Source organism: Amycolatopsis sp. cmx-4-61 (genome assembly GCF_046548775.1).
Taxonomy (GTDB): Bacteria; Actinomycetota; Actinomycetes; order Mycobacteriales; family Pseudonocardiaceae; genus Amycolatopsis.
In genome coordinates, this window is record NZ_JAEBEI010000020.1 from 21,380 (window position 1) to 45,921 (window position 24,542).

The following is a 24,542-nucleotide window of genomic DNA, read 5'->3' on the forward strand; positions in this document are numbered from 1 at the left end:
GATCGGGTGAATCTCGGATGTCAGCAGGACGCCCCTTCGGCCCGGTCCGGCGCGCCACGACGGCCCTGTTCGCCGGCACGATCGGCGTCCTGGCCTCGGTCGCCGTCGCGGCACCCGGGCAGGCCCAGACCGCGCCGGCGGACGGCTACTTCGCGACCCCGCCGCCGGTGGACATGGGCAAGCTCATCCCGGACGCCCGGCAGCCGGACAAGAGATACAAGCAGTCGAAGGGCTGCGTCCAGCGCAGCACGCTCGGCCAGAACATCGTGCTGAAGAACCGGCCGTGGGGCCAGGACTACCTGCAGATCTCGAAGGCGCAGGAGATCGTCAAGGCGGCCACCGGGAGCGCCGGCGGCAACGTCCGGGTCGCCGTCGTCGACACCGGCGTGACCCCGCACCCGTGGTTCCAGAACCGGGTCAAGTCCGGCGGCGACTACGTCGCGAAGCCGAACGGCGGCAAGCCCGACGGCCTCGAGGACTGCGACGGCCACGGCACCGAGGTCGCCGGCATCATCGCGGGCAAGCCGGACAACCCGGAGGTCGGGTTCGTCGGCGTCGCCCCGGACGCCACGATCGTCTCCTACCGCCAGCTGAGCGAGAACTACGAGCCCGACACGTCGACCTCGACCCCGCCCACCGGCACGTCGAGCGGGACGCCGTCGTCGAGCACCAACCCGCCCGCCGGTTCCGAGTCCGCGGCGCCGCCGAGCACCGAGGGCGGCGGTGGCGGCTCCGGGGAAGGCGACCGGACCTCGCCCGGGCAGTCGAACGGCGGGCGCCAGCTGGAAAAGGCCGGCACGGCGGGCACGCTGAAGACGCTGGCCGAGATCATCCACGGCATCGCCGAGCGGAAGGAGGCCGACATCATCAACATGTCGGTCGACAACTGCCGCCCGGCGACGGGCTCGATCACCGAAGGCGAGCAGCAGGTCCAGGCCGCCGTGCGGTTCGCGGCGCAGGCGGGCATCGTGATCGTCGCCGCCGCGGGCAACGCGACGGACACCTGCCCCCAGAACGACCAGCCGGACGCCCGGAAGCCGAAGACGATCGTGACGCCGCCGTGGTTCGCCGACGACGTGCTGTCGGTCGGGGCGATCGACGAGTTCGGCAGCGTGGCTTCGTTCAGCGTGCACGGCCCGTGGGTCGGTGTCGCGGCGCCGGGGACGCAGATCATCTCGCTCGACCCCGCGGAAGGCTCCGACAGCCTGGCGAACCTGACGTTCGAGAACGGCGACAAGGCCAGCCCGATCCAGGGCACGAGCTTCGCGGCGCCGTACGTGGCGGGCCTCGCGGCCTTGGTCAAGGCCAAGTTCCCGAACCTGGACGCGAAGGGCATCATCAACCGCATCAAGGAGACGGCCCAGCACCCGGCGGCCCCGGGTGGCCGCGACAACTTCGTCGGCTACGGGGTCATCGACCCGGTGGCCGCGCTGACCCAGAGCCTCCCGTCCGAGGTGGGCAACCAGGCCCCGATCCCGCCCCCGCAGGCGGCCCAGCTCCCGCCGGCGAACGACAACAACACGACCCCGATGATCGTGGCACTGGCCGGAACGGCCGGCGGCCTGGTGGCCCTGCTGATCACGCTGTTCGTGATGCGCACGATCCGCCGCAACCGCCCGGCCGACCCCGGCCCCGCCCGCCGCTGACCCGCTGCGCCCGTGCGGGAACGGGCATCACCCGTGATCGGACGGGCATCACCCGTGATTAGAGGGTCATCACCCGTGATTAGCGGGGCATCACCCGTGATCGGACGGGCATCACCCGTGATTAGAGGGTCATCACTCGTGATTGGGCGGGCATCACCCGTGATGCCCCTCTGGACACGCGTGATGTCCCTGGGGTCACTTCGCCGGGGGTTTCTTCGGCGGTGGGGTTTCGTCCTCGCCGATCACCGGTGGGGCGACCAGGCCCGGCTCGCCCAGCAGCTCCGACGGCTTCGTCGCCGGGCGGGTCTTCGACTGGCGGCGGCCGCCGCCCCCTCCGCCGAACGCGCCGAAGCCCATCATCGGCATCATCGGGACGCCGCCCGACGCGCTCTGGTGGTCGTCGGCGGGCGGGGGCGGGGCGGGCGCGTCGGCGGGCTTGGCGTCGTCCGGGGAGGCGGCACCCGTGTGCTTCGGCTCGGCGGCCGAAGACGGCGTCATGACCTCCTCGGAATCCCCTTCGTTCAACGCGTCGTCGTGCAGCTTGAAGCGTTCCGCGGGGTACCGGTGCCGGATCTCGATGGTGCGGGACGCCGCGTCGGGGTCGTCGACGCCGTTGCACAGCCGGTCGAACGCCTCCAGGACGTCGCGCGCCGTCTCGTGCAGCGACTTCGCCGAGTCCTGCGTCTCCTCCAGCTGCGCACGGGCCCGCTTGGCGCCACCGCTCGGCAGGAGCATCGTCTCCGAGGTCAGCTCCGCCGCGTCCACCAGCACCTCGGCGAGGTCGACGACGACGTGCCGCAGGGTCGTCACCACCTCGTCCAGCGCGCCGGCGAGGGCTTCGAGCGCTTCACGCAGGTCGCCGCCCGCCACGCCGATCGCGCGGATGTAAGCGACGAACGAGTCCGCGTCCCGGCCTTCCCAGCCCGCGTCGAGCCGGCCGAGCCGGTCGTCGAGGCGCGCCGAGACCTCGGCCGCGGCCGACGCGGCCCGGCGCAGGCGGTCCGCCTCGGCGCCCAGGTCGGCCCAGCGGCCGACCAGGGGGCGGAAGTACGTCTCGACGGGGTCGATGACGCCGAGCTCGCGCGCCAGGCCGGTGAGGTACTCCAGGTACGGTTCCGCCGCCGCCGTGAGGTCCTCGCCCGCGGGACCCGGCACGGTCGCGTTCCCGGCCCTCATCCGTCGAGCCGCCCGGCCCGCTTGATCAGCTCGGCGGCCTCCGCGTCCTGCCCGCCGTGGCGGACCGCGACGTGCCGCAGCGCCTCCGCGGCCGAGTTGAGCGCCTCCGCGCCGTCGGCCAGCTGACGCCGCAACGCCCCGGCCGCGCGGCCGTACGACTCCCCGAGGCCGATCCGCGCCCCCAGCGCGCCGAACGACTCCCCGGCGACCCCCTCGCCACCCAGGTCCGCCGCGGCGGCGTGGAGCTCGCCGGCGGCCTCCTCGGCCGTCTCGGCGTAGTCCGCGACGACCGCGGCGTCCATCCTCAAGCCGGCCATGGCACCTCTCCGCTCACCCGGGAACCCCTCCGGCGTGTGACGTCCGCGGGCGCCCGCCGGTTCCGCCTCAGCCGCCCGCCTGCTGCGTCTGGACCGGGAACGAGCCGGCGTTCGGGTCGATCGGCACGGCGTCGAACTGCTTGAGCACGTCCTGGGTGTTCAGCGAAGCCCCGGTCGGCAGCAGGCCGATGATCGACTCCGGCGCGGGCTGCCGGTTGTTCAGCCCGATCGCGTCCGCGGTCGCCGCGTCCGGGACGCTGTAGCGGACTCCGCGGTCGGAGATCAGCTGGATGGCGCCCTTGCCGAAGCTGGCCTTGCCGGTCGCGGACTGGACCACCGCGCCGAAGCCGGGCGGCAGGTAGAAGCCGGTGATCGGCACGCGGTTCGGGCCCGGCGTGGTCACCTTGATCGTGGCGAACTTGGCGCCGTGGCTGTTCTGGCCCGGCAGCTGGGTGTCGATGTAGACCGACGTGTGGCCGTCGCGGTTTTCGCCGTCACCGACCACCGACCAGCCGAGGCAGGCGACCGCGGAGTTCTTCGTCGCGTCGAGCACCGTCGGCACCGAACGCGGGAAGTCGTCGACCCTGATGTAGTCCGGGTCGGTCGGCTGCAGGACGCGGACACCGTTCAGCTTGTCGAGGCCCAGCGTCTGGATCCGGCCGGAGCTGCCGTTCTTGTCCACGCGGATGATGTCGGCGACGGCGTTGGACACCTTCTGGATGCCGCTCGGCGTGATCGCCCAGAACTCCGGGTCCGCACCGGCCGGCTGCGTCGCGAAGACGTCGCCCGTGGTCAGGCCCCCGAAGTTCCCCGGGGCCGCGCCGTCCGGGATGTGCGGCGGAGTCAGCCGCGACACTTCGGGGATCGCGTTCAGCAGGCCCTGGGTGATCTTGCGCGGCTTCTGGTTCAGCTGCAGCGCCGTCGAGACCGCGTTGTGCGTGTCACTGGTGTCGATCTCGGCGCGGACGGTGTTGGCGTTCGGGCGGTTCTGCGTGCTCGGCAGCCGGTAGATCAGGTACGTCTTGCCGTTGTCCGCCTTCGCCAGCAGCGCTTCCTTCTCCCCCAGTTCGGTGCCGAGCGCGCTCGGGGCGACACCGCCGAAGACGTACGTGTTGGTCTGGTTCACGCTGTCGGGCACCGGCAGCGTCGGGTCGAGCAGAACCTGGTCGCACACCGCCCAGTTGGGGGAAATCCGCTGGGAATCCGTCGGAATCAGCTGCGGTCCGTCCGGAATTCCGGTCAGTTTTCCGCGCGGAATGTCCTTCAGCTGCTCGTCGGAAACGACCGTGGGATTCTTCACACTCGCCGCACTGGGTGCGGCCGGCGCCGGCGCCGGCGCCGCTCCGCCGGCGTTCCCCGCACTCGATGACTTTTGCTGGGCCAGGAGAAGAAGCCTCGCGGAAGCCAAGTTGAACGTCGGGACAAGGGTCTTCGGGTTCCCCATCACCACGTAGACCGTGCCGGACTGTTCCCCGATCACGATGTTCCCGGCCTCGGGCACCGACGGCGCCGGGCTGAGCAGCCCCCAGACGACGAAGACGATCATGCCGAGCGCGCCCAGCACCACTCCCACGATGGTGGCCCGCGTGTGGGTGCGCATCGGGTCGTGCAGCATCACGGCGTCCCGCCGGACCAGCGCCGACTGCATCCGCCGGAGGACGAACTGATACGCCTGGACCTGAGACTTAGTCGTCGGTGTTGATGGCATTCTCGACCTACAGCTCTCCCCGTCGCGGTACGGTTCCGCAGGATAGCCGTACGGGGACCGTCTGGTGTGGGGTTTCTACCAACTCAAGCTAGTGTCGGGCACCCCGGGACCCGGCTTCCGGGTACGCAGCAAGCACGAGGGGAAGAGAAAGCGCGGATGTCCGTCACCACTCCTCCACGTCCGCCTGGCCCGCCCGGGCCCCCGCCGCCCGGTGGCCGTCCGCCGGGCCCACCCCCGCGGCCCGGCCGGCCCGGTGGACCCGGTGGCCCGGGCGGCGTTCCCGGCGGACCCGGTGGCGTCCCTGGTGGACCCGGTGGCGGACCCGGCGGCGTTCCCGGCGGTCCCGGTGGACCCGGCATGCCGCCGCGCGGTCCGGGCGGCCCCGGTCCCGGTCCCGGCCCTGGCGGCCCCGGCGGACGTCCGGGTGGCCCTGGCGGACCCAGCGGCCCGGGCGGACCCGGCGGTCCTGGCGGGCCCGGTGGTCCCGGAGGCGGTGGTCCCGGCGGCCCTGGCGGCCCCGGCGGTGGCGGCCCGGGTGGTCCCGGCGGCCCGCAGGGACCGGACGACAGCGGACCCGCCACTCCGCCGCCCGCGGCTCCCCGCGTGGCCCCACCGGCGCGGCGCCGCTCCTCCGGTGTCACCCTCGGCCCGCTGCCCGTCGCCAACCTCGTCGTGCTCGAAGTCGGCCTCGCGATCGGCCTGGTCCTGCTGGCGATCGACATGTCGCTGAAGTGGGTCGGCGTCGGCATCCTCGGCTTCGCGCTCATCGTCGCGCTGCTGCGCTGGCGCGGCCGCTGGTTCACCCAGTGGGTCGGGCTGACGCTGCGCTACTCCTTCCGCGCCCACGACCGGGTCGCGAACCCGCTGCCGCCGAGCACCGTCGAGGAGCTGGCCGCCGAGGAAACCACGGTCACCGGGCCCGACGACGCCCGCGTCAACCTGCTCCGCGTCGCCGTGCCGGACCTCGTCGTCGCGCACGGCGTCGACCACGAACGCCAGCAGGTCGGGCTCGCCTGGAACGACGGCACGTGGACGGCGGTGCTGCTCGTCGAGCCCACCCCGGCGCTGATCACCCAGGCCGACGGTGCGCCGAGCCTGCCGCTGTCGGCGCTGGCCCCCTGCCTCGAGGACCGCGGCGTGGTGCTCGACTCGATCCAGGTGATCTGGCACTGCTACCCGGGCAGCGCGGCGCTGCCCTCGGACTCGCCGGCGCTGAGCTCCTACATGGAGGTGCTGGGGCCGCTGCCCGCGGCGGCGCGGCGGACGACGTGGGTGGCGATCCGGCTCGACCCGAAGCGGTGCCCGGCCGCGATCCGGGAACGCGGCGGCGGCGTCGTCGGCGCCCACCGCGCGCTGATCGGCGCGCTGTCGCGGGTGCGCAACGCCTTGGAGTCCCAGGGCGTGCCGACGCGCCCGCTCGACCCGGACGAGCTGCTGCGGGCCGGCATTTCGGCCGCGGAGCTGACTTCGGTGGCCGGTTCGCCCACCAAGGTGACGTTGCAGGAACGCTGGTCCGGCGTGACCGCGGCCGGCATCGGGCACGCGAGCTACGCCATCACCGGCTGGCCGAAGGGCAAGATCACCGGCACCCTGAACGCACTGACGAGCGTCCGCGCGCTGTCGGCGACGCTCGCGATGTCGATCTCCCCGGCGTCCGACGAAGGCAAGATCGGGCTGCGCGGCGTGGTCCGGGTGAGCGCGCGGAACCCGCGTGAGCTCGACGCCGCCGACCAGCGGCTGCACGGGTTGTCCGAGCGGCTGGGGGTGGACCTGACCCCGCTGCGCGGGCTGCAGGTCTCCGCGTTCGCCGCGACCTTGCCGATCGGAGGCACAGCATGAGGGACCTTGCGACCGGATCATCCGGCACTGCGTCTTCGGCGAAGGCCGCACCCAGCGCCAGCGAGGTGTGCGCATGAGTTCGCGCGTCCGTGACGCGGGGCAGAACAGCGGCGTCGCACCGGAGTTCACGGTGGACCCCGCGATGCTCGACGCGATCAGCCCGTCGGGTGACCGCGGCGGCATCGTGCTCGGTTCGGGGCTGAAGGGCGAGCCGCTGACGATCTCGGCGCTGCGCTCGACCCCCACCCGGATCGTCCTGGTGGGCGGGCTGTACCTCGCCCGCCAGGTGGCCATGCGGGCGATGGCGGTCGGCGCGTGGGTCGTGGTCGCGACCGGGCGCCCGACCGAGTGGCAGGTGCTGTCCCGGGCGGCGGGCAGCCGCGACGGGCGGCCGTCGCCGCTGGTGCAGATCCGCCGGCTGTCGCCGGTTGAGCTGCCGCGCCCCTCCGAGGACGCGCCGCTGCTGGTGGTGACCGACGGCGGCCCGACCCCGCAGGACCTGTTCCCGCCCCGCTCGCCCTGGCAGACGACGGTCTACGTGCTCCCGTACCTGCACCCGCAGGCGGGCGCGACGGCCAACGCGGCGGACCTGGTGCTGATGCAGCGCCTCCCGGCGGGCCAGGCCGAGCTGGCGGCCCGCATCTGGCGCCTGCCGCCCCAGATGATGCGCCAGCTCACGACATTGCAGGACGACCAGGTGGTGGCCCTGGGCCGCAACCTCTGGCGCCCGCTGCGGCTGGTGACGACGGGCAAGGAGCAGCAACTCCTCGGCCCGGTCCGCCGCGGCGACTGAGGTTTGTTCCGGACAGGCGAAAGCGGGTGGTTCCCTTCGGGGAGCCACCCGCTTTTCGCTGGTCAGAGTGAGGTGCGGACGTTCCGCGTCTGTTCGGCGCGGGCGGCCAGCTCCGCGTCCGGCGGGTAGTCCACGCCCAGGAGCGTCAGGCCGTGGGCCGGGGCGACCGCGCTGTCGCGGAGGCCGCTCTCCAGGACCTTCGACGGCCACGCGCCGGTGCGGCGGCCGTCGCCCACCAGGAGGAGCACTCCCACCAGGCTGCGGACCATCGAGTGGCAGAACGCGTCCGCCGAGACGCGGACCTCCAGCAGGTGGTCGTCCACCCGCGTCCACTCCAGGCGCTGCAGCTCGCGGATCGTCGTGCCCGTGTCACGCTGCTTGCAGTACGCCGCGAAGTCGTGCAGGCCCAGCAGTTCCGCCGCGGCCGCGTTCATCGCGTCCGTCGACAGTGGACGGTTCCACGCCAGGGTGTCGTGGCGGCGCAGGGGGTCCACGCCCCAGGGCGCGTCCGAGACCCGGTAGCGGTAGTGACGGCGGATCGCCGAGAACCGGGCGTCGAAGCCCTCGGGAGCGATCCGGGCGCCCAGCACCCGCACGTCACCCGGCAGCAGGCGGTTCCAGCGGCCCGCCATGCGCGTCAGGTCCGGGATGCCCTCGGGGGACACCGGAATCCGGCCGGACTCCCCCGGAACGAGCGGGACGACGTCGACGTGCACCACCTGGCCGGTCGCGTGCACGCCGGCGTCCGTGCGGCCCGCCACGACGACGGACTTCGGCACCGCGGCCCCCGGAGGCTGCCGCCGCAGCGCCTCTTCCAGCAGCCCCTGGACCGTCCGGCGACCCGGCTGGCGGGCCCAGCCCGAGAAGTCCGTGCCGTCGTAGGAGACGTCCAGGCGCAGACGAACGAGCCCGCCCTCCCCGAGGGGAGTGGCGGGCTCGTCCGGTGTCGAATCGGCCGTCAGGACGTCAGTCCTTCTTGGCGTCCGCGTCCGCGTCGTCCGAAGCCGGAGCCTCGGTCTCGGCGGCGGCGGTGTCCTCGGCCTTGGCCTCCTCGGCCGGAGCCTCCTCGGCGGCGGGCGCCTCGGTGGTCTCCTCCGCGGCCGGAGCAGCGGCGGCCTTCTCGTCCTTCGCGAACTTCGTCTTGCGAGCGCGCTCGGCTTCCGAAGTCACCGTCTTCTCGGCCACCAGCTCGATGACGGCCATGGCGGCGTTGTCGCCCTTGCGCGCCATCGTCTTGGTGATCCGGGTGTAACCGCCCGGACGCTCCGCGAAGTGCGGACCGATCTCGGCGAACAGCTTGTGCACGACGTCCTTGTCACGGACGACCTTCTGCACCTGACGACGGTTGTGCAGGTCGCCCCGCTTCGCCTTCGTGATCAGCTTCTCGGCCAGCGGGCGGACCCGGCGGGCCTTCGCCTCGGTGGTCGTGATCTTGCCGTGCTCGAACAGCTGCGTGGCCAAGTTGGCCAGGATCAGCCGCTCGTGCGCGGACGACCCGCCGAGCCGGGCTCCCTTGGTAGGGGTGGGCATTGGTTCTCCTAGTTCAGCTCACAGCGTCCAGGCACACGGCCTCAGAGCTGCTCGGTCTCTGCGTAGTCCTGGCCATCGTCGTGGCCGTCCGAAATCCCGTCGGCGATGCTGCCGACCCCCTCCGACCAGCCTTCACCGTCGTAGCTGGCGGCCGCGGCGGTCGGGTCGAACCCGGGCGGGCTGTCCTTCAGCGCGAGGCCGAGGCCGACGAGCTTGAGCTTGACCTCGTCGATCGACTTGGCGCCGAAGTTGCGGATGTCGAGCAGGTCCGCCTCGCTGCGCGAAACCAGCTCGCCCACCGTGTGGATGCCCTCGCGCTTGAGGCAGTTGTACGACCGGACGGTGAGGTCCAGGTCCTCGATCGGCATCGCGTAGGCGGCGATGGTGTCCGCCTCCTGCGGCGACGGGCCGATCTCGATGCCCTCGGCGTCGACGTTCAGCTCGCGGGCGAGACCGAACAGCTCCACCAGCGTCTTGCCGGCCGACGCGACCGCGTCGCGCGGCGTGATCGACGGCTTGGTCTCGACGTCCAGGATCAGCTTGTCGAAGTCGGTGCGCTGCTCGACACGGGTGGCCTCGACCTTGTAGGTCACCTTGAGCACCGGCGAGTAGATCGAGTCGACCGGGATCCGGCCGATCTCCGCGCCCGCCTGCTTGTTCTGCAGGGCCGGAACGTACCCGCGGCCGCGCTCGACGACGAGCTCGATCTCGAGCTTGCCCTTGCCGTTCAGCGACGCGATGTGCAGATCCGGGTTGTGCACGGTGACACCCGCCGGCGGCACGATGTCGGCCGCCGTGACCTCACCCGGGCCCTGCTTGCGCAGGTACATGGTGACCGGCTCGTCCTCTTCCGAGGACACCACGAGCTCCTTGAGGTTCAGGATGATGTCGGTGACGTCTTCCTTCACCCCGGGAACGGTGGTGAACTCGTGCAGCACGCCGTCGATGCGGATGCTCGTCACGGCCGCGCCCGGGATGGACGACAGCAGCGTACGACGCAGCGAGTTGCCGAGCGTGTAGCCGAAGCCGGGCTCCAGCGGTTCGATGGTGAACCGGGAGCGGGTCTCGTTGACCGTCTCTTCGCCGAGAGCCGGCCGCTGGGAAATCAGCATTTCTTCCTAATTCCTTTCCAGACGACGCCCGCCATATGACGTCGAAGGGATGGCGCGGCGGCGGCGCACCTGTTGCGCCGCCGCCCGTACTCCAGCCGGGGCCGGACTACTACTTCGAGTAGAGCTCGACGATCAGCTGTTCCTGAACCGGAACGTCGATCTGCGCACGCTCCGGGAGCTGGTGGACCAGCACGCGGAGGTTGGACTGGACGACCTGCAGCCACGCCGGGATCGGGCGGTCGCCGAAGGACTCCTTGGCCACGACGAACGGCAGCATCGAGAACGACTTCGGCCGCACGTCGATGATGTCCCACTTCGAGACCTGGAACGACGGGACGTTCACCTTCTGGCCGTTGACCAGGAAGTGGCCGTGGCTCACCAGCTGACGCGCCTGGCGGCGCGTGCGGGCGATGCCGGCGCGGTAGATCACGTTGTCCAGGCGGGACTCGAGGATCTGCAGCAGGTTCTCACCGGTCTTGCCCGGACGCCGGACGGCTTCCTTGTAGTACCGGACGAACTGGCGCTCGAGCACGCCGTAGGTGTAGCGAGCCTTCTGCTTCTCCTGCGACTGCAGGAGGTACTCGGACTCCTTGATGCGCCCGCGGCCGTGCTGGCCCGGCGGGTAGGGGCGACGCTCGAAAGCCTGGTCGCCGCCGATGAGGTCAACCTTGAGGCGACGCGAAATACGCGTCGCGGGGCCGGTGTAACGAGCCATTTCTTCTTACTCCTCCCCGTTCCTCAGACCCGGCGCCGCTTGGGCGGGCGGCAGCCGTTGTGAGGCTGCGGGGTCACGTCCTGGATGGTGCCGACCTCGAGGCCGGCCGCCTGCAGCGAGCGGATCGCCGTCTCGCGGCCCGAACCCGGGCCCTTCACGAAGACGTCGACCTTCTTCATGCCGTGCTCGGCGGCCTTGCGGGCAGCGTTCTCGGCGGCCATCTGCGCGGCGAACGGGGTGGACTTGCGGGAGCCCTTGAAGCCCACGTGCCCACTCGACGCCCACGCGATCACGGCACCGGTCGGGTCCGTGATCGAGACGATGGTGTTGTTGAAGGTGCTCTTGATGTGCGCGTGACCGTGCGCGACATTCTTCTTTTCCTTGCGGCGGACCTTCTTGGCCCCGGCCGCAGTACGAGACTTCGGTGGCATGTTCTGAGGGTTCTCCTGTTAGCGCGCGTTCTCTTGGTGAGCGGCGACCGCTTCGGCCTGGCCGCGCCGGATGATCGAACCGGCGTCGGTGTACAGGTTGCGGAGCGCCATCGGGCGGGCGTAGAGCGCCTTGGGCGAGACACAAGCCGAGCCGCGGCGGTGAACGCCACCCATCTGCACGACCTTCTTGCCCTGGACGCTCACTTCTTGCCAGCCTTCTTCTTGCCGGCGACCGTCTTCTTCGGACCCTTGCGGGTGCGGGCGTTCGTCTTGGTGCGCTGACCACGGACGGGAAGTCCGCGGCGCCAGCGAAGGCCCTCGTAGCACCCGATCTCGATCTTCCGACGGATGTCGGCGTTCACCTCACGGCGAAGGTCACCCTCGACCTTGAAGTTCTCTTCGATGTACGTACGCAGCTTCGCGAGGTCGTCATCGCTGAGGTCCTTGACGCGGGTGTCCGCGTTGAGCTCGGCAGCCTTGATGAGCTGCTTCGAGCGGGTACGGCCGATGCCGTAGATGTAGGTAAGCGCGATCTCCAACCGCTTTTCGCGGGGGAGGTCTACGCCAGCGAGTCGTGCCATTGGCGTTGATGCTCCTTCTTCGGTTTCATCTTCAGGTCTGCTCCCCGTCCGGTTCCGGGACCGACTCGCCTGTCGTGCCCTCGGCTTGCGCTTCGGGTGTCCCGGCCCCGGCCTGAAGCCCGGGGGTGAACCGGTTCGCTCGCGTGAACCGGCAGGTGCGGGGAGGTTGTGTAGCCGTCAATCCACTCTGCTCGAGTGCTGTGATCAGCCCTGCCGCTGCTTGTGCCGCAGGTTCTCGCAGATCACCATGATCCGGCCGTGACGGCGGATCACCTTGCACTTGTCGCAGATCTTCTTGACGCTCGGCTGGACCTTCACGTCTTCTGCTCTCCTAGTAGCTGCTCTTCGTGATCACTTGTAGCGGTAGACGATGCGACCACGAGAGAGGTCGTAGGGCGAGAGCTCCACGACAACCCTGTCCTCGGGCAGGATGCGGATGTAGTGCTGCCGCATCTTGCCGCTGATGTGTGCCAGGACCTTGTGACCGTTCTCCAACTCGACGCGGAACATCGCGTTGGGGAGCGGCTCGACTACGCGGCCTTCGACCTCGATGGCCCCGTCTTTCTTCGCCATGTCCTCCGCATTTCCTTGTCTGCACTGTCGGCCGCCACACCTGATCAACTCGAGCACTAGTGCTGGGTCGGGTGTTGCGTGGCACACTGGTGCCCGGCTCCCAAGACCGTGAATTCACGAGCGCGCAGGATCCGGGCGCGATAAGTGCGCCGACTTGACAGTGTACGCATGTCGTGTCGCGACCCCCAAACCGGGGGTGACCATGCTAAAGGACCGTGCAGGTGGACGTGACGACGATCACCGCTTGTGGGTGAATGCGCAGGTCAGGCGTCTTCCGCGGCAGTAAGCACCCAGGGGCCGTCTTCGGTGATCGCGACGGTGTGCTCCCAGTGGGCCGCGCGGGAGCCGTCGGCCGTGACGACCGTCCAGCCGTCGTCCAGCTCGCGGGTCTCGCCGCCGCCGCCGGTCAGCATCGGCTCGATCGCCAGCGCCATGCCGGGCTTGAGCCGCGGGCCCTTGCCCGGCTTGCCGACGTTCGGCAGGAACGGGTCCATGTGCATCTGCCTGCCGATGCCGTGCCCGCCGTACTCGACGATCATCCCGTACTCGACGCCGTCGTCGCGGCCCGCGCGCTCGGCGGCGGACTGGACGGCGTAGGAGATGTCGGTGAGCCGGCCGCCGGCGCTGACCGCCTCGATGCCGGCCCACATCGCCGCCTCGGTCGCGGCGGACAGCGCCAGGTCGGCGTCGGAGACCTGGCCGATGGCCAGCGTGACGGCGGAGTCGCCGTGCCAGCCGTCGAGGATGGCCCCGCAGTCGACGGAGATGATGTCACCGTCGGCCAGCACCTGGGTCCTGGCCGGGATGCCGTGGACGATCTGCTCGTTCACCGACGCGCAGATCGACGCCGGGAACCCGTGGTAGCCCTTGAACGACGGCACCGCGCCGGCGTCCCGGATCGTCTGCTCGGCCAGCTCGTCGAGCTCGGCCGTGCTGACACCGGGTTTCGCGATGGCGCGGACCGCCGCGAGCGTGCGGGCGACGACCAGGCCCGCGGCCCGCATCGCCTGCAGCTCGTCCGGGGTCTTGACTTCGATCATGCGCCCGCGGCGGAGCACTTGCAGAACACGCAATCCTCCGAGGTTCACGTGCGGTCGCGCAGCGCTTCCAGCACCCGGCCGGAGATCTCTTCGACACTGCCGACACCGTCGACGGTCACCAGGATGCCGGCGTAGTACTCGAGCAGCGGCGCCGTCTCCGACACGTAGATCTGCTGACGGCGGCGGATGACGTCTTCGGTGTCGTCCGCGCGGCCACGCGACATGAGCCGCGTGACGACGACGTCCTCGGGCACCTGGAGCTGGATCACCGCGTCGAGCGCGACGTCCGCGTCACCCAGGATCTCGCCGAGGACCTCGGCCTGCTTGGTGTTGCGGGGGAAGCCGTCGAGCAGGAAGCCGGCCTTGGCGTCCGGCTCGGCGAGCCGCTCGCGGACCATCTCGTTGGTCACCGAGTCGGGCACGAGCTCACCCGAGTCCAGGTAGCGCTTCGCCTCCTGGCCGAGCGGGGTCTCCTGGCCGACGTGCGCGCGGAACAGGTCACCCGTGGAGATGTGCGGGACGCGCAGCTGCTCCGACAGGGCCACCGCCTGCGTACCCTTGCCCGCGCCGGGCGGACCCACGAGAACCAGACGCGTCACTTCAAGAACCCTTCGTAGTTGCGCTGCATCAGCTGGCTCTCGATCTGCTTCACGGTGTCGAGGCCGACACCGACCATGATCAGCACAGCCGTGCCACCGAACGGGAAGTTCTGGTTGTTCCCGCTACCGGTCACCGACAGGAAGAAGTTCGGAAGGATCGCGATGATGCCCAGGTACAGCGAACCCGGCAGGGTGATGCGGCCCAGGACGAAGCTCAGGTATTCGGCCGTCGGGCGGCCCGGGCGGATGCCCGGGATGAACCCGCCGAACTTCTTCATCTCGTCCGCACGCTCGTCCACGTTGAACGTGATCGTGATGTAGAAGTACGTGAAGAAGATGATCAGGCCGAAGTACAGCGCGATGTGCACCCAGCTGGACTGGTTCACGATGTAGTTCTTGATGAACACCTGCCAGCCGGAGTTGCTGTTCTGGTCGCCGACGAGGCGGCTGATCAGGTCCGGCAGGTACAGCAGGGACGACGCGAAGATGACCGGGATGACGCCGGCCTGGTTGACCTTGATCGGCAGGTAGGTCGACGTGCCGCCGTACATCCGGCGGCCGATCATGCGCTTGGCGTACTGCACCGGGATCCGGCGCTGCCCCTGCTCGACGAAGATGACGCTCGCGATGATCACGAGGCCGAAGATGCAGATCATCGTCAGCGCGATGCCACCGCCGTTGGACAGGATGTTCCCGCCCTCGACCGGGATGCGCGCGGCGATGTTCAGGAAGATCAGGACGGACATGCCGTTGCCGACGCCGCGCTCGGTGATGAGCTCACCCAGCCACATCATGACGGCGGTGCCCGCGGTCATGGTGATGACGATGATCGCCAGCGAGTAGACGCTGTTGTCCGGGATGATCGGCTGGTCGCAGTCCGGGAAGAGCTGCTTGCGGTCCGCGAGCGCGACCACGCCGGTGGCCTGCAGGATCGCCAGCGCGATCGTCAGGTACCGGGTGTACTGGGTCAGCTTGCCCTGGCCCGACTGCCCTTCCTTCTTCAGCTCCTCGAACCGCGGGATGACCACGGTGAGCAGCTGGATGATGATGCTCGCCGTGATGTACGGCATGATGCCGGTCGAGAAGAGCGACAGCTGCAGCAGCGCACCACCGCTGAACAGGTTCAGCAGCTGGTAGACGCCCTCCTGCTGCGCCTGGGAGCTGCAGGCCTGTACGGCGCCGTACGAGATGCCGGGCGCCGGAATGGTCGCACCGATTCGGTAAACCGCGACGATGGCTAGCGTGAACAGGATCTTCTTGCGTAGATCCGGCGTCGCGAGAGCCGAGCGGAAGGCGCTGAGCACGCGGGGGACCTCCTCGGCGTCGTCGGCTGTCCTAACCGACGATCGGCTTGGCCGGCACGGGGCCGGCGGGAACACACAGCACTACCTGGCACGCAAGCCAGGAACGCTTCGGGGCACACTCGTCCCGAAGCGTGTCGCCGACTCTAACAGCTTCACAGGGCGTGTCCGCAGTCCGTGTGCGTTTTCCGTACCAAGGTTGCTCCGGCGGGTTGATCCACATCGCCGTCTTGGCCGTATTCCTTGACAGATCGACTGACAGATCGACTGACAGACCGGCTGACAGACCGGCTCACGCGTTCGACGTCGCGAGCACGCCGGCGAGGCCGACGAGGACCACTCCGGTGCCCCGGTCGAGGGTGCGCCGCGCCCGCCGGGACAGCTTGACGGTCTTCACCGCGGCGCCGGCGCCGACGTAGACCGAACCGGCCAGGAACTCGGCCAGCAGGTAGACCGCGCCGAGCAGCGCGATCTGGGCCGGGAATGCGCCCTGACCTGCGTCGATGAACTGCGGGACGAACGCGGTGAAGATCAGGATCGCCTTCGGGTTCGTGATCGCGACACCGAACTCCTTGCGGGTGACGCGCCAGGCCGTCGTGGGGGTCTTCGGCAGTTCCGCGGTGCCGGTTTCGCCCCGGAACGTGGCGATGAGCACGCGGAGGCCGAGGTAGAGCAGGTAGGCGGCCCCGGCCCACTTGATGATCGTCAACGCGGTCTCGGACGCGGCCAGCAGCTGCCCGAGCCCGGCCGCGACGGCGGCGATCAACAGGGTGAAGGCGGCCAGCCGGCCGCCGAGCCCGGCGAGGCCGTGGCGGACACCGTGCGTCATGCCGTGGTGGAGACCGAGCAGGTTGTTCGCCCCTGGCGTAAGCGCGACGAGCACGGACGCGCCGAAGAAGACCCACACGTGTTCACCGTAGCGGCGGTCCGGGGTGTTCGTCGGCTTCTTCGTCCGGCGGCAGGACGGTGATGGCGACCCCGGATGGCGGCGTCGGGGTGTCGGCGTAGGCGACGGCGGGATCGGCCCAGCCGGGCCGCCGGGGCAGGTGGGCGAGCACGGCGCCGGCCGCGGCGGCGACGGCACCCGCGGCCGTCAGCCACATGCCCGGCCCGACGGTGACTTCGACGCCGGTCTCGTCCGGCACGGCGCCCCACCCGATCCCGCTGGTGGCGACGGTGAAGACGACGCCGGCGCCGAAGACGGCGCCGGCCGCGATCAGCCACCGCCCGAGCGGGCGATCCGGCCGGAGGAGGGCGACGGCCCCGGCCACGGCCAGGAGGGCGGCGCCGAAGAGGAGCGGGAGCCCGAGCGGCGAGCCCGCCTGTTCGGTGGCCTCTTGACCGGGGAGCTCGAAGATGTGGCCCCAGGCGGTCTCGGTGATGAAGACCCGGCCATCGATTGCCCGGTCGCCGCCGCCGAGGGGCTCTTGGATCAGGAACAGGGGGAGGAAGACGCCGAGCGCGGTCAGCAGCGCGGCGACGACGGCGAGCGCGGGCGGGGCGAACCGGAAGAAGGAGGGTGCGGCGGTGGTCGTGGTCGCGGGCCGGGGCGGGGGCGGCTCGGTGGGCGGTGCGGAACCGGTTCCCGGGATGTGCGCGACGGGGTAGGGCAGCTGGGTGGCGGGCTGGACGGGCGACGGCTCTCCGGTGAGCGGAGACACCTCGAGCCGTGGAGCCTGCGGAGGAAACCGCGACGGCTCCGCACGCTGGAACGGCTCAGCTGCAGCCTCGAGGGGCGACTCCGGCCGCGAAGCCTCGACCGGGAACCGCAACGGCTCAGCAGGCTCGAACGGCTCGACGGCACCCCCGAAGGGCAACTCCGGCCGCGAAGCCTCCGCCGGGAACCGCAGCGGTTCTGCCTGGGGTACCCCCGGCTCCGGACCGGCCGTCGAGGGGGTCTCGACCGGGGAGCTCGGCGGTGACTCGGCGCCGCCGGGCGGGGTCTCGGGCTCCTGCGACGGTCTGTCCACCCTGCGATCTTCCGTCCGGATTCCCGTTCCGGCAAGGATGTCCCGGTCAGCTGTCCTCGGGCGGCAGCACGGTGATCACCACCCCCGACGGCGGGGTCTCCGTGTCCGCGTACGCCGGGTGGGCCGGTGGTCCGGGGCTGCGGGCGCTCCGCACCGCCGCCACCACGGCCACCACCGCGCCGGCGAGGAGCAGCCACATGCCGGGCTCGAGCGTCAGCCGGGCGTCGCGACGGCCGAGCAACAGGTTCGCCGCCAGCATCGCGACCGTGCTCACCGTGCCCAGCAGGAACGCCGTGCCGGTGAGCGTGGTCCGGCTCGCCGCCTTCCGGATTCCGACGATCGCCGCGGCGAGGAGGATCGCGCTCGCCACGAGCAGCGGGACCCCGACCGGTGCGGCCGGCGCGGTGAGTTCGTCCTGGCCCGGGAACCGGTAACTGCTCCGCCAGGCGCCCGTGACCGCGCGAACCGTCTCGGTGGTGCCGGATCCGAACGGCTGGTCACTGCGGAACAGCGGCAGGAACGAACCGGTGATCGTCAGGAGCGCCGCGAGCGCGGCGAGCGCCGGGACCGAAAACCGGCGAGCGGGAGATTCCACTCCCCCGATCCTTCACCCGGCCCCTCGGTCGGGACAAGGCAAAAACGGCGAAGGCCCGCCTGGCGGAGCCAGACGGGCCTTCGACCTCAACGACCTCAGTTGGTGGTGGCGGAGCCACCGGCCGCTTCGAGCTTCTCCTTGGCCGAGCCGGAGAACGCGTCGGCGGTGACGTTCAGCTTGACGCCGTTCACGTCGCCGTTGCCGAGGACCTTCACCAGCTTGCCCTTGCGGACCAGACCGCCCTTGACGAGTTCCTCGGCACCGATGGTGCCGCCGTCCGGGAAGACGCGGGCGATGTCGCCCACGTTCACCGGCTGGTACTCGGTGCGGAAGCGGTTCTTGAAGCCGCGCAGCTTCGGGAGCCGCATCTGGATGGGCATCTGCCCACCCTCGAACCGGGCCGGCACGTTCTTCCGGGCCTTGGTGCCCTTCGTACCGCGACCGGCCGTCTTGCCCTTCGAACCTTCACCACGGCCCACGCGGATCTTGTCGCGCTTGGCGCCCGGAGCCGGACGCAGGTGGTGGATCTTGATGGCCGTCATGCCTGAACCTCCTCGACCTCCACCAGGTGGCGGACGGTGTGGATCAGGCCGCGCACCTGGGGGGTGTCTTCACGCACGACGCTCTGGCGGATCTTGCGCAGCCCGAGGGTGCGCAGCGACTCGCGGTGAGCGTGCTTCGTGCCGATCTTGCTCTTGACCTGGGTGACCTTGAGCTGAGCCATGTCAGACCTCCTGGCCGGCACGCTGGCGCAGCATCCGGGCCGGCGCGACGTCCTCGAGCGGCAGGCCACGGCGGGCCGCCACCTCTTCGGGACGCTGCAGACCCTTCAGGGCCGCCACGGTCGCGTGCACGATGTTGATCGCGTTGTCGGAGCCGAGCGACTTCGACAGCACGTCGTGGACACCCGCGCACTCCAGCACCGCGCGGACCGGGCCACCGGCGATGACGCCGGTACCGGCCGACGCCGGGCGGAGCAGCACCACACCGGCGGCTTCCTCACCCTGGATCGGGTGCGGGATGGTGCCGCCGACGCGCGGAACGCGGAAGAAGTTCTTCTTCGCTTCCTCGACGCCCTTGGCGATGGCCGCGGGAACTTCCTTGGCCTTGCCGTAGCCGACGCCGACCTGACCGTCGCCGTCGCCGACGACCACCAGGGCGGTGAAGCTGAAGCGACGACCACCCTTGACGACCTTGGCGACGCGGTTGATCGTCACGACCTTCTCGAGGTGCGGGGTCTTGTCCTGGGCCGCCCCGCCACGGCCGCTGTCGCGCCGGTCGCGGCGGTCGCGACGGTCACCGCGGTCGTTGCCGCCCTGCCCGCCGGGTCCACCCTGGCCGCCGCCGAATTGCCGTGTACGTCCCGGCATCAGGCTTTCCTTCCATTAACGAGCATCTGCATCAGAACTCCAACCCCGCCTCACGGGCGGCGTCGGCGAGCGCGGCGATGCGGCCGTGGTAGGCGTTGCCCCCGCGGTCGAACACCACAGCCGAGATCCCGGCGTTCTTGGCCCGCTCGGCGACGAGGGCGCCGACCTTGGCGGCCTTCGCCTTCTTGTCGCCGTCGGCCGACCGGACGTCCGCCTCGAGGGTGGACGCCGACACCAGCGTGTGGCCGGCCAGGTCGTCGATCACCTGCACGGCGATGTGCCGCGAGGACCGCTTGACGACCAGGCGCGGGCGCTGCTCGGTGCCCGAGACCTTCTTGCGGAGCCGGAAGTGCCGACGGGCCTTCGCGACGCGGCGGCGGGTCGAGATGTCCTTGCCCACCGGCTTGCGCTTCGTAGTCGTGTCGCTCATGATCACTTACCCGTCTTTCCGACCTTGCGGCGGATCTTCTCACCCTCGTAGCGCAGGCCCTTGCCCTTGTACGGGTCCGGGCGCCGCAGCCTGCGGATGACGGCCGAGATCTGGCCGACCTTCTGCTTGTCGATGCCCGAGACCGAGAACCGGGTCGGGGACTCCACCTTGAAGGTGATGCCCTCGGGGGCCTCGATCTTGACCGGGTGCGAGTAGCCGAGGGCGAACTCGAGGTCCGAGCCCTTGGCCTGCACGCGGTAACCCACGCCGTGGATTTCCATCTTCTTCTCGTAGCCGGCGGTGACGCCGACGACGAGGTTGTTCACCAGCGTCCGGGTGAGCCCGTGCAGCGCCTTGGAGGTGCGCTCGTCGTCCGGACGCTTGACCAGCAGCGTGCCGTCTTCGTCGCGCTCGACGGTGATCGGCTCGGAGATGGTGTGCTCGAGGGTGCCCTTGGGCCCCTTGACCTGAATGTGCTGACCGTCGATGGTCACCTCGACCCCGGAAGGGACGGCGACCGGCAGCTTTCCGATGCGTGACATGCCTTTACCCCTTCCCTTACCAGACGTAGGCGAGGACTTCGCCGCCCACGCTGTTGCGCTTGGCCTGCCGGTCCGTCTGCAGGCCACCGGACGTCGAAATGATCGCGATGCCCAGGCCGCCGAGCACGGACGGCAGTTCGGTCGATTTTGCGTAGACCCGCAGACCGGGCTTGGAGACGCGGCGCAGGCCGGCGATGCTCCGCTCGCGGTTGGGGCCGTACTTGAGCTCGACGACGAGGTTCTTGTGCTTCTCGCCCGGCTCGTCGTGGTAACCCGCGATGTAGCCCTCGCGCTTGAGGATCTCGGCGATGTTCGCCTTGAGCTTCGAGTGCGGGAGCTTGACCTCGTCGTGGTACGCCGAGTTCGCGTTGCGCAGACGCGTCAAGAAGTCTGCGATGGGGTCGGTCATCGTCATGGTGACCTGTCAACCTTTCTCGCCTGGTTCCCCGCCCCTCGAAGGGGGCGGGGCCTGTGGCGAAGTGGAGTTAAATAGAAGCTCTTACCAGCTGGACTTGCGGACGCCGGGCAGCTCGCCCGCGTGCGCCATCTCGCGAAGGCAGATCCGGCAGAGCCCGAACTTGCGGAACACGGCGTGCGGGCGGCCGCACCGCTGGCAGCGGGTGTAGGCGCGCACGGCGAACTTCGGCTTCTTCGCGGCCTTGTGGACCAGCGCTTTCTTGGCCATCGGCTCAGTTCTCCTTGAACGGGAAGCCGAGCTTGCGCAGCAGCGCCCGGCCCTCGTCGTCGTTCGTGGCGGTCGTGACGACGGTGACGTCCATGCCGCGGGGGCGGTCGATGGAGTCGGGGTCGATCTCGTGGAACATCGACTGCTCGTTGAGACCGAACGTGTAGTTGCCGTGGCCGTCGAACTGCTTCGGCGAAAGTCCGCGGAAGTCGCGGATACGCGGCAGCGCGATGGTCAGCAGCCGGTCGAGGAACTCCCACATCCGGTCGCCGCGCAGCGTGACGCGCGCGCCGATCGGCTGGCCTTCACGCAGCTTGAACTGCGCGATGGACTTGCGGGCCTTCCGGACCTCCGGCTTCTGGCCGGTGATCAGCGCGAGGTCCTTGACCGCGCCCTCGATCAGCTTGCTGTCGCGGGCGGCGTCGCCGACGCCCATGTTCACGACGACCTTCACCACGCCCGGGATCTGGTGGACGTTGGCGAAGGAGAACTCGGCCTGCAGCTGGCCCTTGATTTCCTCGCGGTACCGCACCTTCAGGCGCGGCGAGGTCTTCTCAGTGTTAGTCGTAGGGGCGGTCATCAGATGTCCTTACCGTTCCGGCGCGAGATCCGGACCTTCTTGCCGTCCTCGCCGATGCGGTAACCCACCCGGGCCGGCTTGCCGTCCGAGTCGACGACCATCACGTTCGAGACGTGGATGGGCGCCTCCTGCGTGACGATGCCGCCGGACTGCGCACCGCGCTGGGTCTGGCTGATCCGCGTGTGCTTCTTGATCCGGTTCACGCCTTCGACCAGCACGCGCTCGCGCTCGGGGTAAGCCTGGATGACCTTGCCCTTGGCGCCCTTGTCCTTGCCGGCGATGACGACGACCGTGTCGCCCTTCTTCACCTTCATCACAGCACCTCCGGCGCGAGCGAAATGATCTTCATGAACTTTCGGTCGCGCAGCTCGCGGCCCACCGGGCCGAAGATGCGGGTGCCGCGGGGCTCGTTGTCGTTCTTGATGAGCACGGCGGCGTTCTCGTCGAACCGGATGTAGGAACCGTCCGGACGACGGCGCTCCTTGACCGTGCGGACGATGACGGCCTTGACGACGTCGCCCTTCTTCACCCCGGCAGCCGGGATGGCGTCCTTCACGGTGGCGACGATGATGTCGCCGATGCCGGCGTAGCGCCGCCCGGAGCCACCGAGAACCCGGATGCAGAGGATTTCCTTCGCACCCGTGTTGTCGGCTACCCGAAGCCGCGACTCCTGCTGGATCACGTCTACTCCTGTATGTCGCGCCGGTTCTCGCGTGTCTGTGACGAGTCACAGTCCGCGAGCCTTGCGGAACTAAGAACTCTTAACGAGCCCTGCTTACTTGGCCTTCTCCACGATCTGCACCAGGCGCCACCGCTTCGTCGCCGACAGCGGGCGGGTCTCCATCAGGGTGACCCGGTCGCCCACGCCCGCCTCGTTGTTCTCGTCGTGCACCTTCACCTTGGAGGTGGACCGGACGACCTTCGAGTAGCGGGGGTGCTTCTTGCGGTCCTCGAGCTCGACCACGATCGTCTTGTTCATCTTGTCCGAGACGACGTAGCCCTCGCGGACCTTGCGGTCGTTCCGGGCCGGCGTCTCGGTGGTGGGCTCGCTCATGCGGCACCTTCACTCTCGGCGTCGGGGGCAACGGACAGGCCGAGTTCGCGCTCGCGCATGACCGTGTAGATCCGCGCGATGTCCGTACGGACGGTGCGCAGACGGCGGTTGTTGTCGAGCTGCCCGGTCGCCATCTGGAAGCGGAGGTTGAACAGCTCCTCCTTGTATTCCTTCAGACGCAGGACGAGCTCTTCCGCGGTGAGCTCACGCAGCTCCGATGCCTGGGCGGCACCTGCCTTCGCCATCAGAACTCACCACCTTCACGGGTCACGATGCGGCACTTCATGGGCAGCTTGTGGATCGCGCGGCGCAGCGCCTCGCGAGCCGTCTCCTCGTTCGGGAACGAGATCTCGAACATCACACGGCCCGGCTTCACGTTCGCGATCCACCACTCCGGCGAACCCTTACCGGAACCCATGCGGGTTTCGGCCGGCTTCTTGGTCAGCGGGCGGTCCGGGTAGATGGTCGTCCACACCTTGCCACCACGCTTGATGTGACGGGTCATGGCGATACGAGCGGACTCGATCTGCCGGTTCGTCACGTAGCTGTGCTCAAGCGCCTGGATGCCGTACTCGCCGAAGCTGACCTTCGTGCCACCCTTGGCGGCGCCGTGGCGCTTCGGGGAGTGCTGCTTCCGGTGCTTGACCCTGCGCGGGATGAGCACGTCTCAGCCCTCCGTCTTTTCTGCGGTCTCGGTGGCCGGGGCCGCCGGGGCCTCGGTCGTGGCGGCGGCGGCCGCACGACCGGCTTCGGTCGAGGTGGCGGTCGTGCCCGAGGCGCCGGAACGACGCGGGCGGGACGGCCGGTCGCTGCGGTCGCGGTCGCGACCACCGCGCGGCGCGCGCTCGGCGGCGTCGCGGGCCTCGCGGGCCTTCAGGCCACCGACGAGCTCACCCTTGTAGATCCACACCTTGACGCCGATGCGACCGAACGTCGTCTTGGCCTCGAAGAAGCCGTAGTCGATGTCGGCGCGCAGCGTGTGCAGCGGGACGCGGCCATCGCGGTAGTGCTCGGAGCGGGACATCTCGGCACCGCCGAGACGACCGCCGCACTGCACGCGGATGCCCTTGACCTGCGGCGAGCGCATGGAGGTCTGGATCGCCTTCCGCATCGCGCGGCGGAACGCCACGCGGTTGGAGAGCTGCTCCGCGACCGCCTGGGCGACCAGCTGGGCGTCGGCCTCGGGGTTCTTGACCTCGAGGATGTTCAGCTGGACCTGCTTCTTGGTCAGCTTCTCCAGCGCGCCGCGGATCCGGTCGGCCTCCGCGCCGCGGCGGCCGATGACGATGCCCGGCCGGGCGGTGTGGATGTCCACGCGGACGCGGTCACGGGTGCGCTCGATCTCGACCTTGGAGATGCCCGCGCGCTCCATGCCGGTGGCGAGGAGCTTGCGGATCTTGACGTCCTCGGCCACGTACTCGGCGTACTGCTTGTCGGCGTACCAGCGCGACTTCCAGTCCGTGGTGATACCCAGGCGGAAGCCGTGCGGGTTGATCTTCTGGCCCACTACCGGCCACCTGCCTTCTTCTTGCTCTGAGCCTTCTGCGCGCCGGCCTTCTGCGCGACGACCGGACGCGACTCCACCTCGACGGTGATGTGGCTGGTCCGCTTGCGGATCCGGTACGCGCGGCCCTGGGCCCGCGGGCGGATGCGCTTGAGGGTGGGGCCCTCGTCGGCGTAGGCGTTCTTGACCCAGAGCGTCTCCGGGTCCAGCTGAAGGTTGTTCTCGGCGTTGGCCACGGCGCTGGCGAGCACCTTCGCGACCGGCTCGCTGGCCGCCTGGGGGGCGAACCGGAGCACGGCCAAGGCGTCGGCGGCGCTACGTCCCTTGATGAGCTCGATCACCCGGCGCACCTTGGTCGGCGAGTCCCGGACGAAGCGAGCCCGCGCGTAAGCCGTAGGCAGGGCCTCGACCGTCGCGTCGTTCTGGGCGTTCATCGCTACTTCCCTTGTCT

General features: G+C 69.9%; 37 protein-coding genes. 3 read left to right on the forward strand and 34 right to left on the reverse strand.

Features of this window, described 5'->3' with window-relative positions:
- The first annotated feature begins 17 nt into the window (after positions 1–17).
- Positions 18–1,646 (forward strand): S8 family serine peptidase, encoded by a 1,629-nt coding sequence (locus ACLJOU_RS38205; RefSeq protein ID WP_410574164.1) that lies wholly within the window; start codon positions 18–20, stop codon positions 1,644–1,646.
- A 195-nt stretch (positions 1,647–1,841) separates the two neighbouring features.
- Here the strand turns inward: ACLJOU_RS38205 and ACLJOU_RS38210 are convergent, their stop codons facing one another.
- The 4 genes from ACLJOU_RS38210 to ACLJOU_RS38225 form a co-directional block, all read right to left on the reverse strand.
- Positions 1,842–2,801, reverse strand: a complete 960-nt coding sequence (locus tag ACLJOU_RS38210) for a WXG100 family type VII secretion target (protein ID WP_410574165.1) — start codon at positions 2,799–2,801, stop codon at positions 1,842–1,844.
- A gap of 17 nt (positions 2,802–2,818) precedes the next feature.
- On the reverse strand, positions 2,819–3,139 hold the full coding sequence (locus ACLJOU_RS38215) for a hypothetical protein (RefSeq protein ID WP_410574166.1): 321 nt from the start codon (positions 3,137–3,139) through the stop codon (positions 2,819–2,821).
- Between the two features lie 67 nt (positions 3,140–3,206).
- On the reverse strand, positions 3,207–4,847 hold the full coding sequence (eccB, locus tag ACLJOU_RS38220; protein WP_410574167.1) for a type VII secretion protein EccB: 1,641 nt from the start codon (positions 4,845–4,847) through the stop codon (positions 3,207–3,209).
- Positions 4,848–5,010: 163 nt separating this feature from the next.
- On the reverse strand, positions 5,011–5,460 hold the full coding sequence (locus ACLJOU_RS38225; protein ID WP_410574168.1) for a hypothetical protein: 450 nt from the start codon (positions 5,458–5,460) through the stop codon (positions 5,011–5,013).
- Here ACLJOU_RS38225 and eccE point away from each other — a divergent pair.
- Both eccE and ACLJOU_RS38235 read left to right on the forward strand, forming a co-directional pair.
- On the forward strand, positions 5,451–6,686 hold the full coding sequence (gene eccE, locus ACLJOU_RS38230) for a type VII secretion protein EccE (protein ID WP_410574169.1): 1,236 nt from the start codon (positions 5,451–5,453) through the stop codon (positions 6,684–6,686). The genes ACLJOU_RS38225 and eccE overlap by 10 nt on opposite strands.
- Positions 6,687–6,759: 73 nt before the next feature.
- On the forward strand, positions 6,760–7,479 hold the full coding sequence (locus ACLJOU_RS38235; protein ID WP_410574170.1) for a hypothetical protein: 720 nt from the start codon (positions 6,760–6,762) through the stop codon (positions 7,477–7,479).
- Positions 7,480–7,541: 62 nt separating this feature from the next.
- Here the strand turns inward: ACLJOU_RS38235 and truA are convergent, their stop codons facing one another.
- The 30 genes from truA to rplV all read right to left on the reverse strand — a co-directional run bounded on the left by truA (position 7,542) and on the right by rplV (position 24,525).
- A complete protein-coding gene (gene truA, locus ACLJOU_RS38240; RefSeq protein WP_410574256.1) occupies positions 7,542–8,372 on the reverse strand; it encodes a tRNA pseudouridine(38-40) synthase TruA in 831 nt (276 codons plus the stop codon).
- Between the two features lie 73 nt (positions 8,373–8,445).
- A complete protein-coding gene (gene rplQ, locus ACLJOU_RS38245) occupies positions 8,446–9,009 on the reverse strand; it encodes a 50S ribosomal protein L17 (RefSeq protein ID WP_410574171.1) in 564 nt (187 codons plus the stop codon).
- A 41-nt stretch (positions 9,010–9,050) separates the two neighbouring features.
- Entirely contained in the window at positions 9,051–10,121 is a 1,071-nt protein-coding gene (locus ACLJOU_RS38250; RefSeq protein ID WP_091304679.1) for a DNA-directed RNA polymerase subunit alpha, read from the reverse strand.
- Positions 10,122–10,230: 109 nt separating this feature from the next.
- The gene (rpsD, locus tag ACLJOU_RS38255; protein WP_410574172.1) at positions 10,231–10,836 is read right to left on the reverse strand and encodes a 30S ribosomal protein S4; all 606 of its coding nucleotides are present in this window, start codon (positions 10,834–10,836) and stop codon (positions 10,231–10,233) included.
- Positions 10,837–10,859: 23 nt separating this feature from the next.
- Entirely contained in the window at positions 10,860–11,267 is a 408-nt protein-coding gene (gene rpsK / locus ACLJOU_RS38260) for a 30S ribosomal protein S11 (protein ID WP_004558885.1), read from the reverse strand.
- A gap of 18 nt (positions 11,268–11,285) precedes the next feature.
- Positions 11,286–11,471, reverse strand: coding sequence for a hypothetical protein (locus ACLJOU_RS38265; RefSeq protein WP_004558884.1), 186 nt, complete (start codon positions 11,469–11,471; stop codon positions 11,286–11,288).
- The gene (rpsM, locus tag ACLJOU_RS38270) at positions 11,468–11,848 is read right to left on the reverse strand and encodes a 30S ribosomal protein S13 (RefSeq protein WP_004558883.1); all 381 of its coding nucleotides are present in this window, start codon (positions 11,846–11,848) and stop codon (positions 11,468–11,470) included. The genes ACLJOU_RS38265 and rpsM overlap by 4 nt, the downstream gene beginning before the upstream one ends.
- Before the next feature lie 204 nt (positions 11,849–12,052).
- Positions 12,053–12,166, reverse strand: coding sequence for a 50S ribosomal protein L36 (gene rpmJ, locus ACLJOU_RS38275; RefSeq protein ID WP_004558882.1), 114 nt, complete (start codon positions 12,164–12,166; stop codon positions 12,053–12,055).
- 33 nt (positions 12,167–12,199) lie between these two features.
- Positions 12,200–12,421 carry a translation initiation factor IF-1 gene (gene infA, locus ACLJOU_RS38280; RefSeq protein WP_004558881.1) on the reverse strand — a complete coding sequence of 74 codons (222 nt, stop codon included), beginning with the start codon at positions 12,419–12,421 and terminating at the stop codon, positions 12,200–12,202.
- Positions 12,422–12,684: 263 nt separating this feature from the next.
- The gene (gene map / locus ACLJOU_RS38285; protein ID WP_410574257.1) at positions 12,685–13,461 is read right to left on the reverse strand and encodes a type I methionyl aminopeptidase; all 777 of its coding nucleotides are present in this window, start codon (positions 13,459–13,461) and stop codon (positions 12,685–12,687) included.
- Between the two features lie 44 nt (positions 13,462–13,505).
- Positions 13,506–14,060 carry an adenylate kinase gene (locus ACLJOU_RS38290; protein ID WP_410574173.1) on the reverse strand — a complete coding sequence of 185 codons (555 nt, stop codon included), beginning with the start codon at positions 14,058–14,060 and terminating at the stop codon, positions 13,506–13,508.
- Positions 14,057–15,364, reverse strand: a complete 1,308-nt coding sequence (secY, locus tag ACLJOU_RS38295) for a preprotein translocase subunit SecY (RefSeq protein ID WP_410574174.1) — start codon at positions 15,362–15,364, stop codon at positions 14,057–14,059. Before secY ends, ACLJOU_RS38290 begins: the two co-directional genes overlap by 4 nt.
- A 289-nt stretch (positions 15,365–15,653) precedes the next feature.
- Positions 15,654–16,268 (reverse strand): LysE family translocator, encoded by a 615-nt coding sequence (locus ACLJOU_RS38300; protein ID WP_410574175.1) that lies wholly within the window; start codon positions 16,266–16,268, stop codon positions 15,654–15,656.
- A 4-nt stretch (positions 16,269–16,272) separates the two neighbouring features.
- A complete protein-coding gene (locus ACLJOU_RS38305) occupies positions 16,273–17,331 on the reverse strand; it encodes a hypothetical protein (RefSeq protein WP_410574176.1) in 1,059 nt (352 codons plus the stop codon).
- A gap of 46 nt (positions 17,332–17,377) precedes the next feature.
- On the reverse strand, positions 17,378–17,926 hold the full coding sequence (locus tag ACLJOU_RS38310; RefSeq protein WP_410574177.1) for a hypothetical protein: 549 nt from the start codon (positions 17,924–17,926) through the stop codon (positions 17,378–17,380).
- Positions 17,927–18,021: 95 nt separating this feature from the next.
- Complete coding sequence (gene rplO, locus ACLJOU_RS38315) at positions 18,022–18,468, reverse strand: 50S ribosomal protein L15 (protein ID WP_043781950.1); 447 nt, start codon at positions 18,466–18,468, stop codon at positions 18,022–18,024.
- On the reverse strand, positions 18,465–18,650 hold the full coding sequence (gene rpmD / locus ACLJOU_RS38320; RefSeq protein WP_004558875.1) for a 50S ribosomal protein L30: 186 nt from the start codon (positions 18,648–18,650) through the stop codon (positions 18,465–18,467). Before rpmD ends, rplO begins: the two co-directional genes overlap by 4 nt.
- A 1-nt stretch (position 18,651) precedes the next feature.
- On the reverse strand, positions 18,652–19,296 hold the full coding sequence (gene rpsE, locus ACLJOU_RS38325) for a 30S ribosomal protein S5 (RefSeq protein ID WP_410574178.1): 645 nt from the start codon (positions 19,294–19,296) through the stop codon (positions 18,652–18,654).
- 31 nt (positions 19,297–19,327) lie between these two features.
- Positions 19,328–19,726 carry a 50S ribosomal protein L18 gene (gene rplR, locus ACLJOU_RS38330; RefSeq protein WP_043781997.1) on the reverse strand — a complete coding sequence of 133 codons (399 nt, stop codon included), beginning with the start codon at positions 19,724–19,726 and terminating at the stop codon, positions 19,328–19,330.
- A 2-nt stretch (positions 19,727–19,728) separates the two neighbouring features.
- On the reverse strand, positions 19,729–20,268 hold the full coding sequence (gene rplF / locus ACLJOU_RS38335) for a 50S ribosomal protein L6 (protein WP_410574179.1): 540 nt from the start codon (positions 20,266–20,268) through the stop codon (positions 19,729–19,731).
- Between the two features lie 16 nt (positions 20,269–20,284).
- Positions 20,285–20,683: a 30S ribosomal protein S8 gene (rpsH, locus tag ACLJOU_RS38340; protein ID WP_004558871.1), complete on the reverse strand. Its 399-nt coding sequence runs from the start codon at positions 20,681–20,683 to the stop codon at positions 20,285–20,287.
- An 84-nt stretch (positions 20,684–20,767) separates the two neighbouring features.
- A complete protein-coding gene (locus ACLJOU_RS38345; RefSeq protein ID WP_004558870.1) occupies positions 20,768–20,953 on the reverse strand; it encodes a type Z 30S ribosomal protein S14 in 186 nt (61 codons plus the stop codon).
- 4 nt (positions 20,954–20,957) lie between these two features.
- The gene (gene rplE, locus ACLJOU_RS38350; protein ID WP_410574180.1) at positions 20,958–21,533 is read right to left on the reverse strand and encodes a 50S ribosomal protein L5; all 576 of its coding nucleotides are present in this window, start codon (positions 21,531–21,533) and stop codon (positions 20,958–20,960) included.
- Positions 21,533–21,847 (reverse strand): 50S ribosomal protein L24, encoded by a 315-nt coding sequence (gene rplX / locus ACLJOU_RS38355; RefSeq protein ID WP_013222610.1) that lies wholly within the window; start codon positions 21,845–21,847, stop codon positions 21,533–21,535. Before rplX ends, rplE begins: the two co-directional genes overlap by 1 nt.
- Positions 21,847–22,215, reverse strand: coding sequence for a 50S ribosomal protein L14 (gene rplN, locus ACLJOU_RS38360; protein WP_004558867.1), 369 nt, complete (start codon positions 22,213–22,215; stop codon positions 21,847–21,849). Before rplN ends, rplX begins: the two co-directional genes overlap by 1 nt.
- A 93-nt stretch (positions 22,216–22,308) precedes the next feature.
- Positions 22,309–22,587, reverse strand: coding sequence for a 30S ribosomal protein S17 (rpsQ, locus tag ACLJOU_RS38365; RefSeq protein ID WP_043781942.1), 279 nt, complete (start codon positions 22,585–22,587; stop codon positions 22,309–22,311).
- Positions 22,584–22,832: a 50S ribosomal protein L29 gene (rpmC, locus tag ACLJOU_RS38370; RefSeq protein WP_004558865.1), complete on the reverse strand. Its 249-nt coding sequence runs from the start codon at positions 22,830–22,832 to the stop codon at positions 22,584–22,586. The genes rpsQ and rpmC overlap by 4 nt, the downstream gene beginning before the upstream one ends.
- On the reverse strand, positions 22,832–23,251 hold the full coding sequence (gene rplP, locus ACLJOU_RS38375; RefSeq protein WP_004558864.1) for a 50S ribosomal protein L16: 420 nt from the start codon (positions 23,249–23,251) through the stop codon (positions 22,832–22,834). The genes rpmC and rplP overlap by 1 nt, the downstream gene beginning before the upstream one ends.
- A 3-nt stretch (positions 23,252–23,254) precedes the next feature.
- A complete protein-coding gene (rpsC, locus tag ACLJOU_RS38380; RefSeq protein WP_013222607.1) occupies positions 23,255–24,094 on the reverse strand; it encodes a 30S ribosomal protein S3 in 840 nt (279 codons plus the stop codon).
- Positions 24,094–24,525, reverse strand: a complete 432-nt coding sequence (gene rplV, locus ACLJOU_RS38385) for a 50S ribosomal protein L22 (protein ID WP_410574181.1) — start codon at positions 24,523–24,525, stop codon at positions 24,094–24,096. Before rplV ends, rpsC begins: the two co-directional genes overlap by 1 nt.
- Between the last annotated feature and the right edge of the window lie 17 nt (positions 24,526–24,542).

Coding starts and splice junctions, on each gene's coding strand:
- rplR (WP_043781997.1), bottom strand. CDS start 19,726: ATGAGCGACACGACTACGAAGCGCAAGCCGGTGGGCAAGGACATCTCG.
- rpsM (WP_004558883.1), bottom strand. CDS start 11,848: ATGGCACGACTCGCTGGCGTAGACCTCCCCCGCGAAAAGCGGTTGGAG.
- eccB (WP_410574167.1), bottom strand. CDS start 4,847: ATGCCATCAACACCGACGACTAAGTCTCAGGTCCAGGCGTATCAGTTC.
- rpmD (WP_004558875.1), bottom strand. CDS start 18,650: ATGGCTCAGCTCAAGGTCACCCAGGTCAAGAGCAAGATCGGCACGAAG.
- rpsK (WP_004558885.1), bottom strand. CDS start 11,267: ATGCCACCGAAGTCTCGTACTGCGGCCGGGGCCAAGAAGGTCCGCCGC.
- ACLJOU_RS38345 (WP_004558870.1), bottom strand. CDS start 20,953: ATGGCCAAGAAAGCGCTGGTCCACAAGGCCGCGAAGAAGCCGAAGTTC.
- rpsH (WP_004558871.1), bottom strand. CDS start 20,683: ATGACGATGACCGACCCCATCGCAGACTTCTTGACGCGTCTGCGCAAC.
- rplV (WP_410574181.1), bottom strand. CDS start 24,525: ATGAACGCCCAGAACGACGCGACGGTCGAGGCCCTGCCTACGGCTTAC.
- rplO (WP_043781950.1), bottom strand. CDS start 18,468: ATGACGGCCATCAAGATCCACCACCTGCGTCCGGCTCCGGGCGCCAAG.
- ACLJOU_RS38235 (WP_410574170.1), top strand. CDS start 6,760: ATGAGTTCGCGCGTCCGTGACGCGGGGCAGAACAGCGGCGTCGCACCG.
- rplE (WP_410574180.1), bottom strand. CDS start 21,533: ATGACCGCCCCTACGACTAACACTGAGAAGACCTCGCCGCGCCTGAAG.
- ACLJOU_RS38215 (WP_410574166.1), bottom strand. CDS start 3,139: ATGGCCGGCTTGAGGATGGACGCCGCGGTCGTCGCGGACTACGCCGAG.
- rplQ (WP_410574171.1), bottom strand. CDS start 9,009: ATGCCCACCCCTACCAAGGGAGCCCGGCTCGGCGGGTCGTCCGCGCAC.
- rpsD (WP_410574172.1), bottom strand. CDS start 10,836: ATGGCTCGTTACACCGGCCCCGCGACGCGTATTTCGCGTCGCCTCAAG.
- rpmC (WP_004558865.1), bottom strand. CDS start 22,832: ATGGCGAAGGCAGGTGCCGCCCAGGCATCGGAGCTGCGTGAGCTCACC.
- infA (WP_004558881.1), bottom strand. CDS start 12,421: ATGGCGAAGAAAGACGGGGCCATCGAGGTCGAAGGCCGCGTAGTCGAG.
- ACLJOU_RS38205 (WP_410574164.1), top strand. CDS start 18: ATGTCAGCAGGACGCCCCTTCGGCCCGGTCCGGCGCGCCACGACGGCC.
- map (WP_410574257.1), bottom strand. CDS start 13,461: ATGATCGAAGTCAAGACCCCGGACGAGCTGCAGGCGATGCGGGCCGCG.
- rplF (WP_410574179.1), bottom strand. CDS start 20,268: ATGTCACGCATCGGAAAGCTGCCGGTCGCCGTCCCTTCCGGGGTCGAG.
- ACLJOU_RS38250 (WP_091304679.1), bottom strand. CDS start 10,121: ATGCTGATTTCCCAGCGGCCGGCTCTCGGCGAAGAGACGGTCAACGAG.
- rplX (WP_013222610.1), bottom strand. CDS start 21,847: ATGAAGGTGAAGAAGGGCGACACGGTCGTCGTCATCGCCGGCAAGGAC.
- rpsE (WP_410574178.1), bottom strand. CDS start 19,296: ATGCCGGGACGTACACGGCAATTCGGCGGCGGCCAGGGTGGACCCGGC.
- rpsQ (WP_043781942.1), bottom strand. CDS start 22,587: ATGAGCGAGCCCACCACCGAGACGCCGGCCCGGAACGACCGCAAGGTC.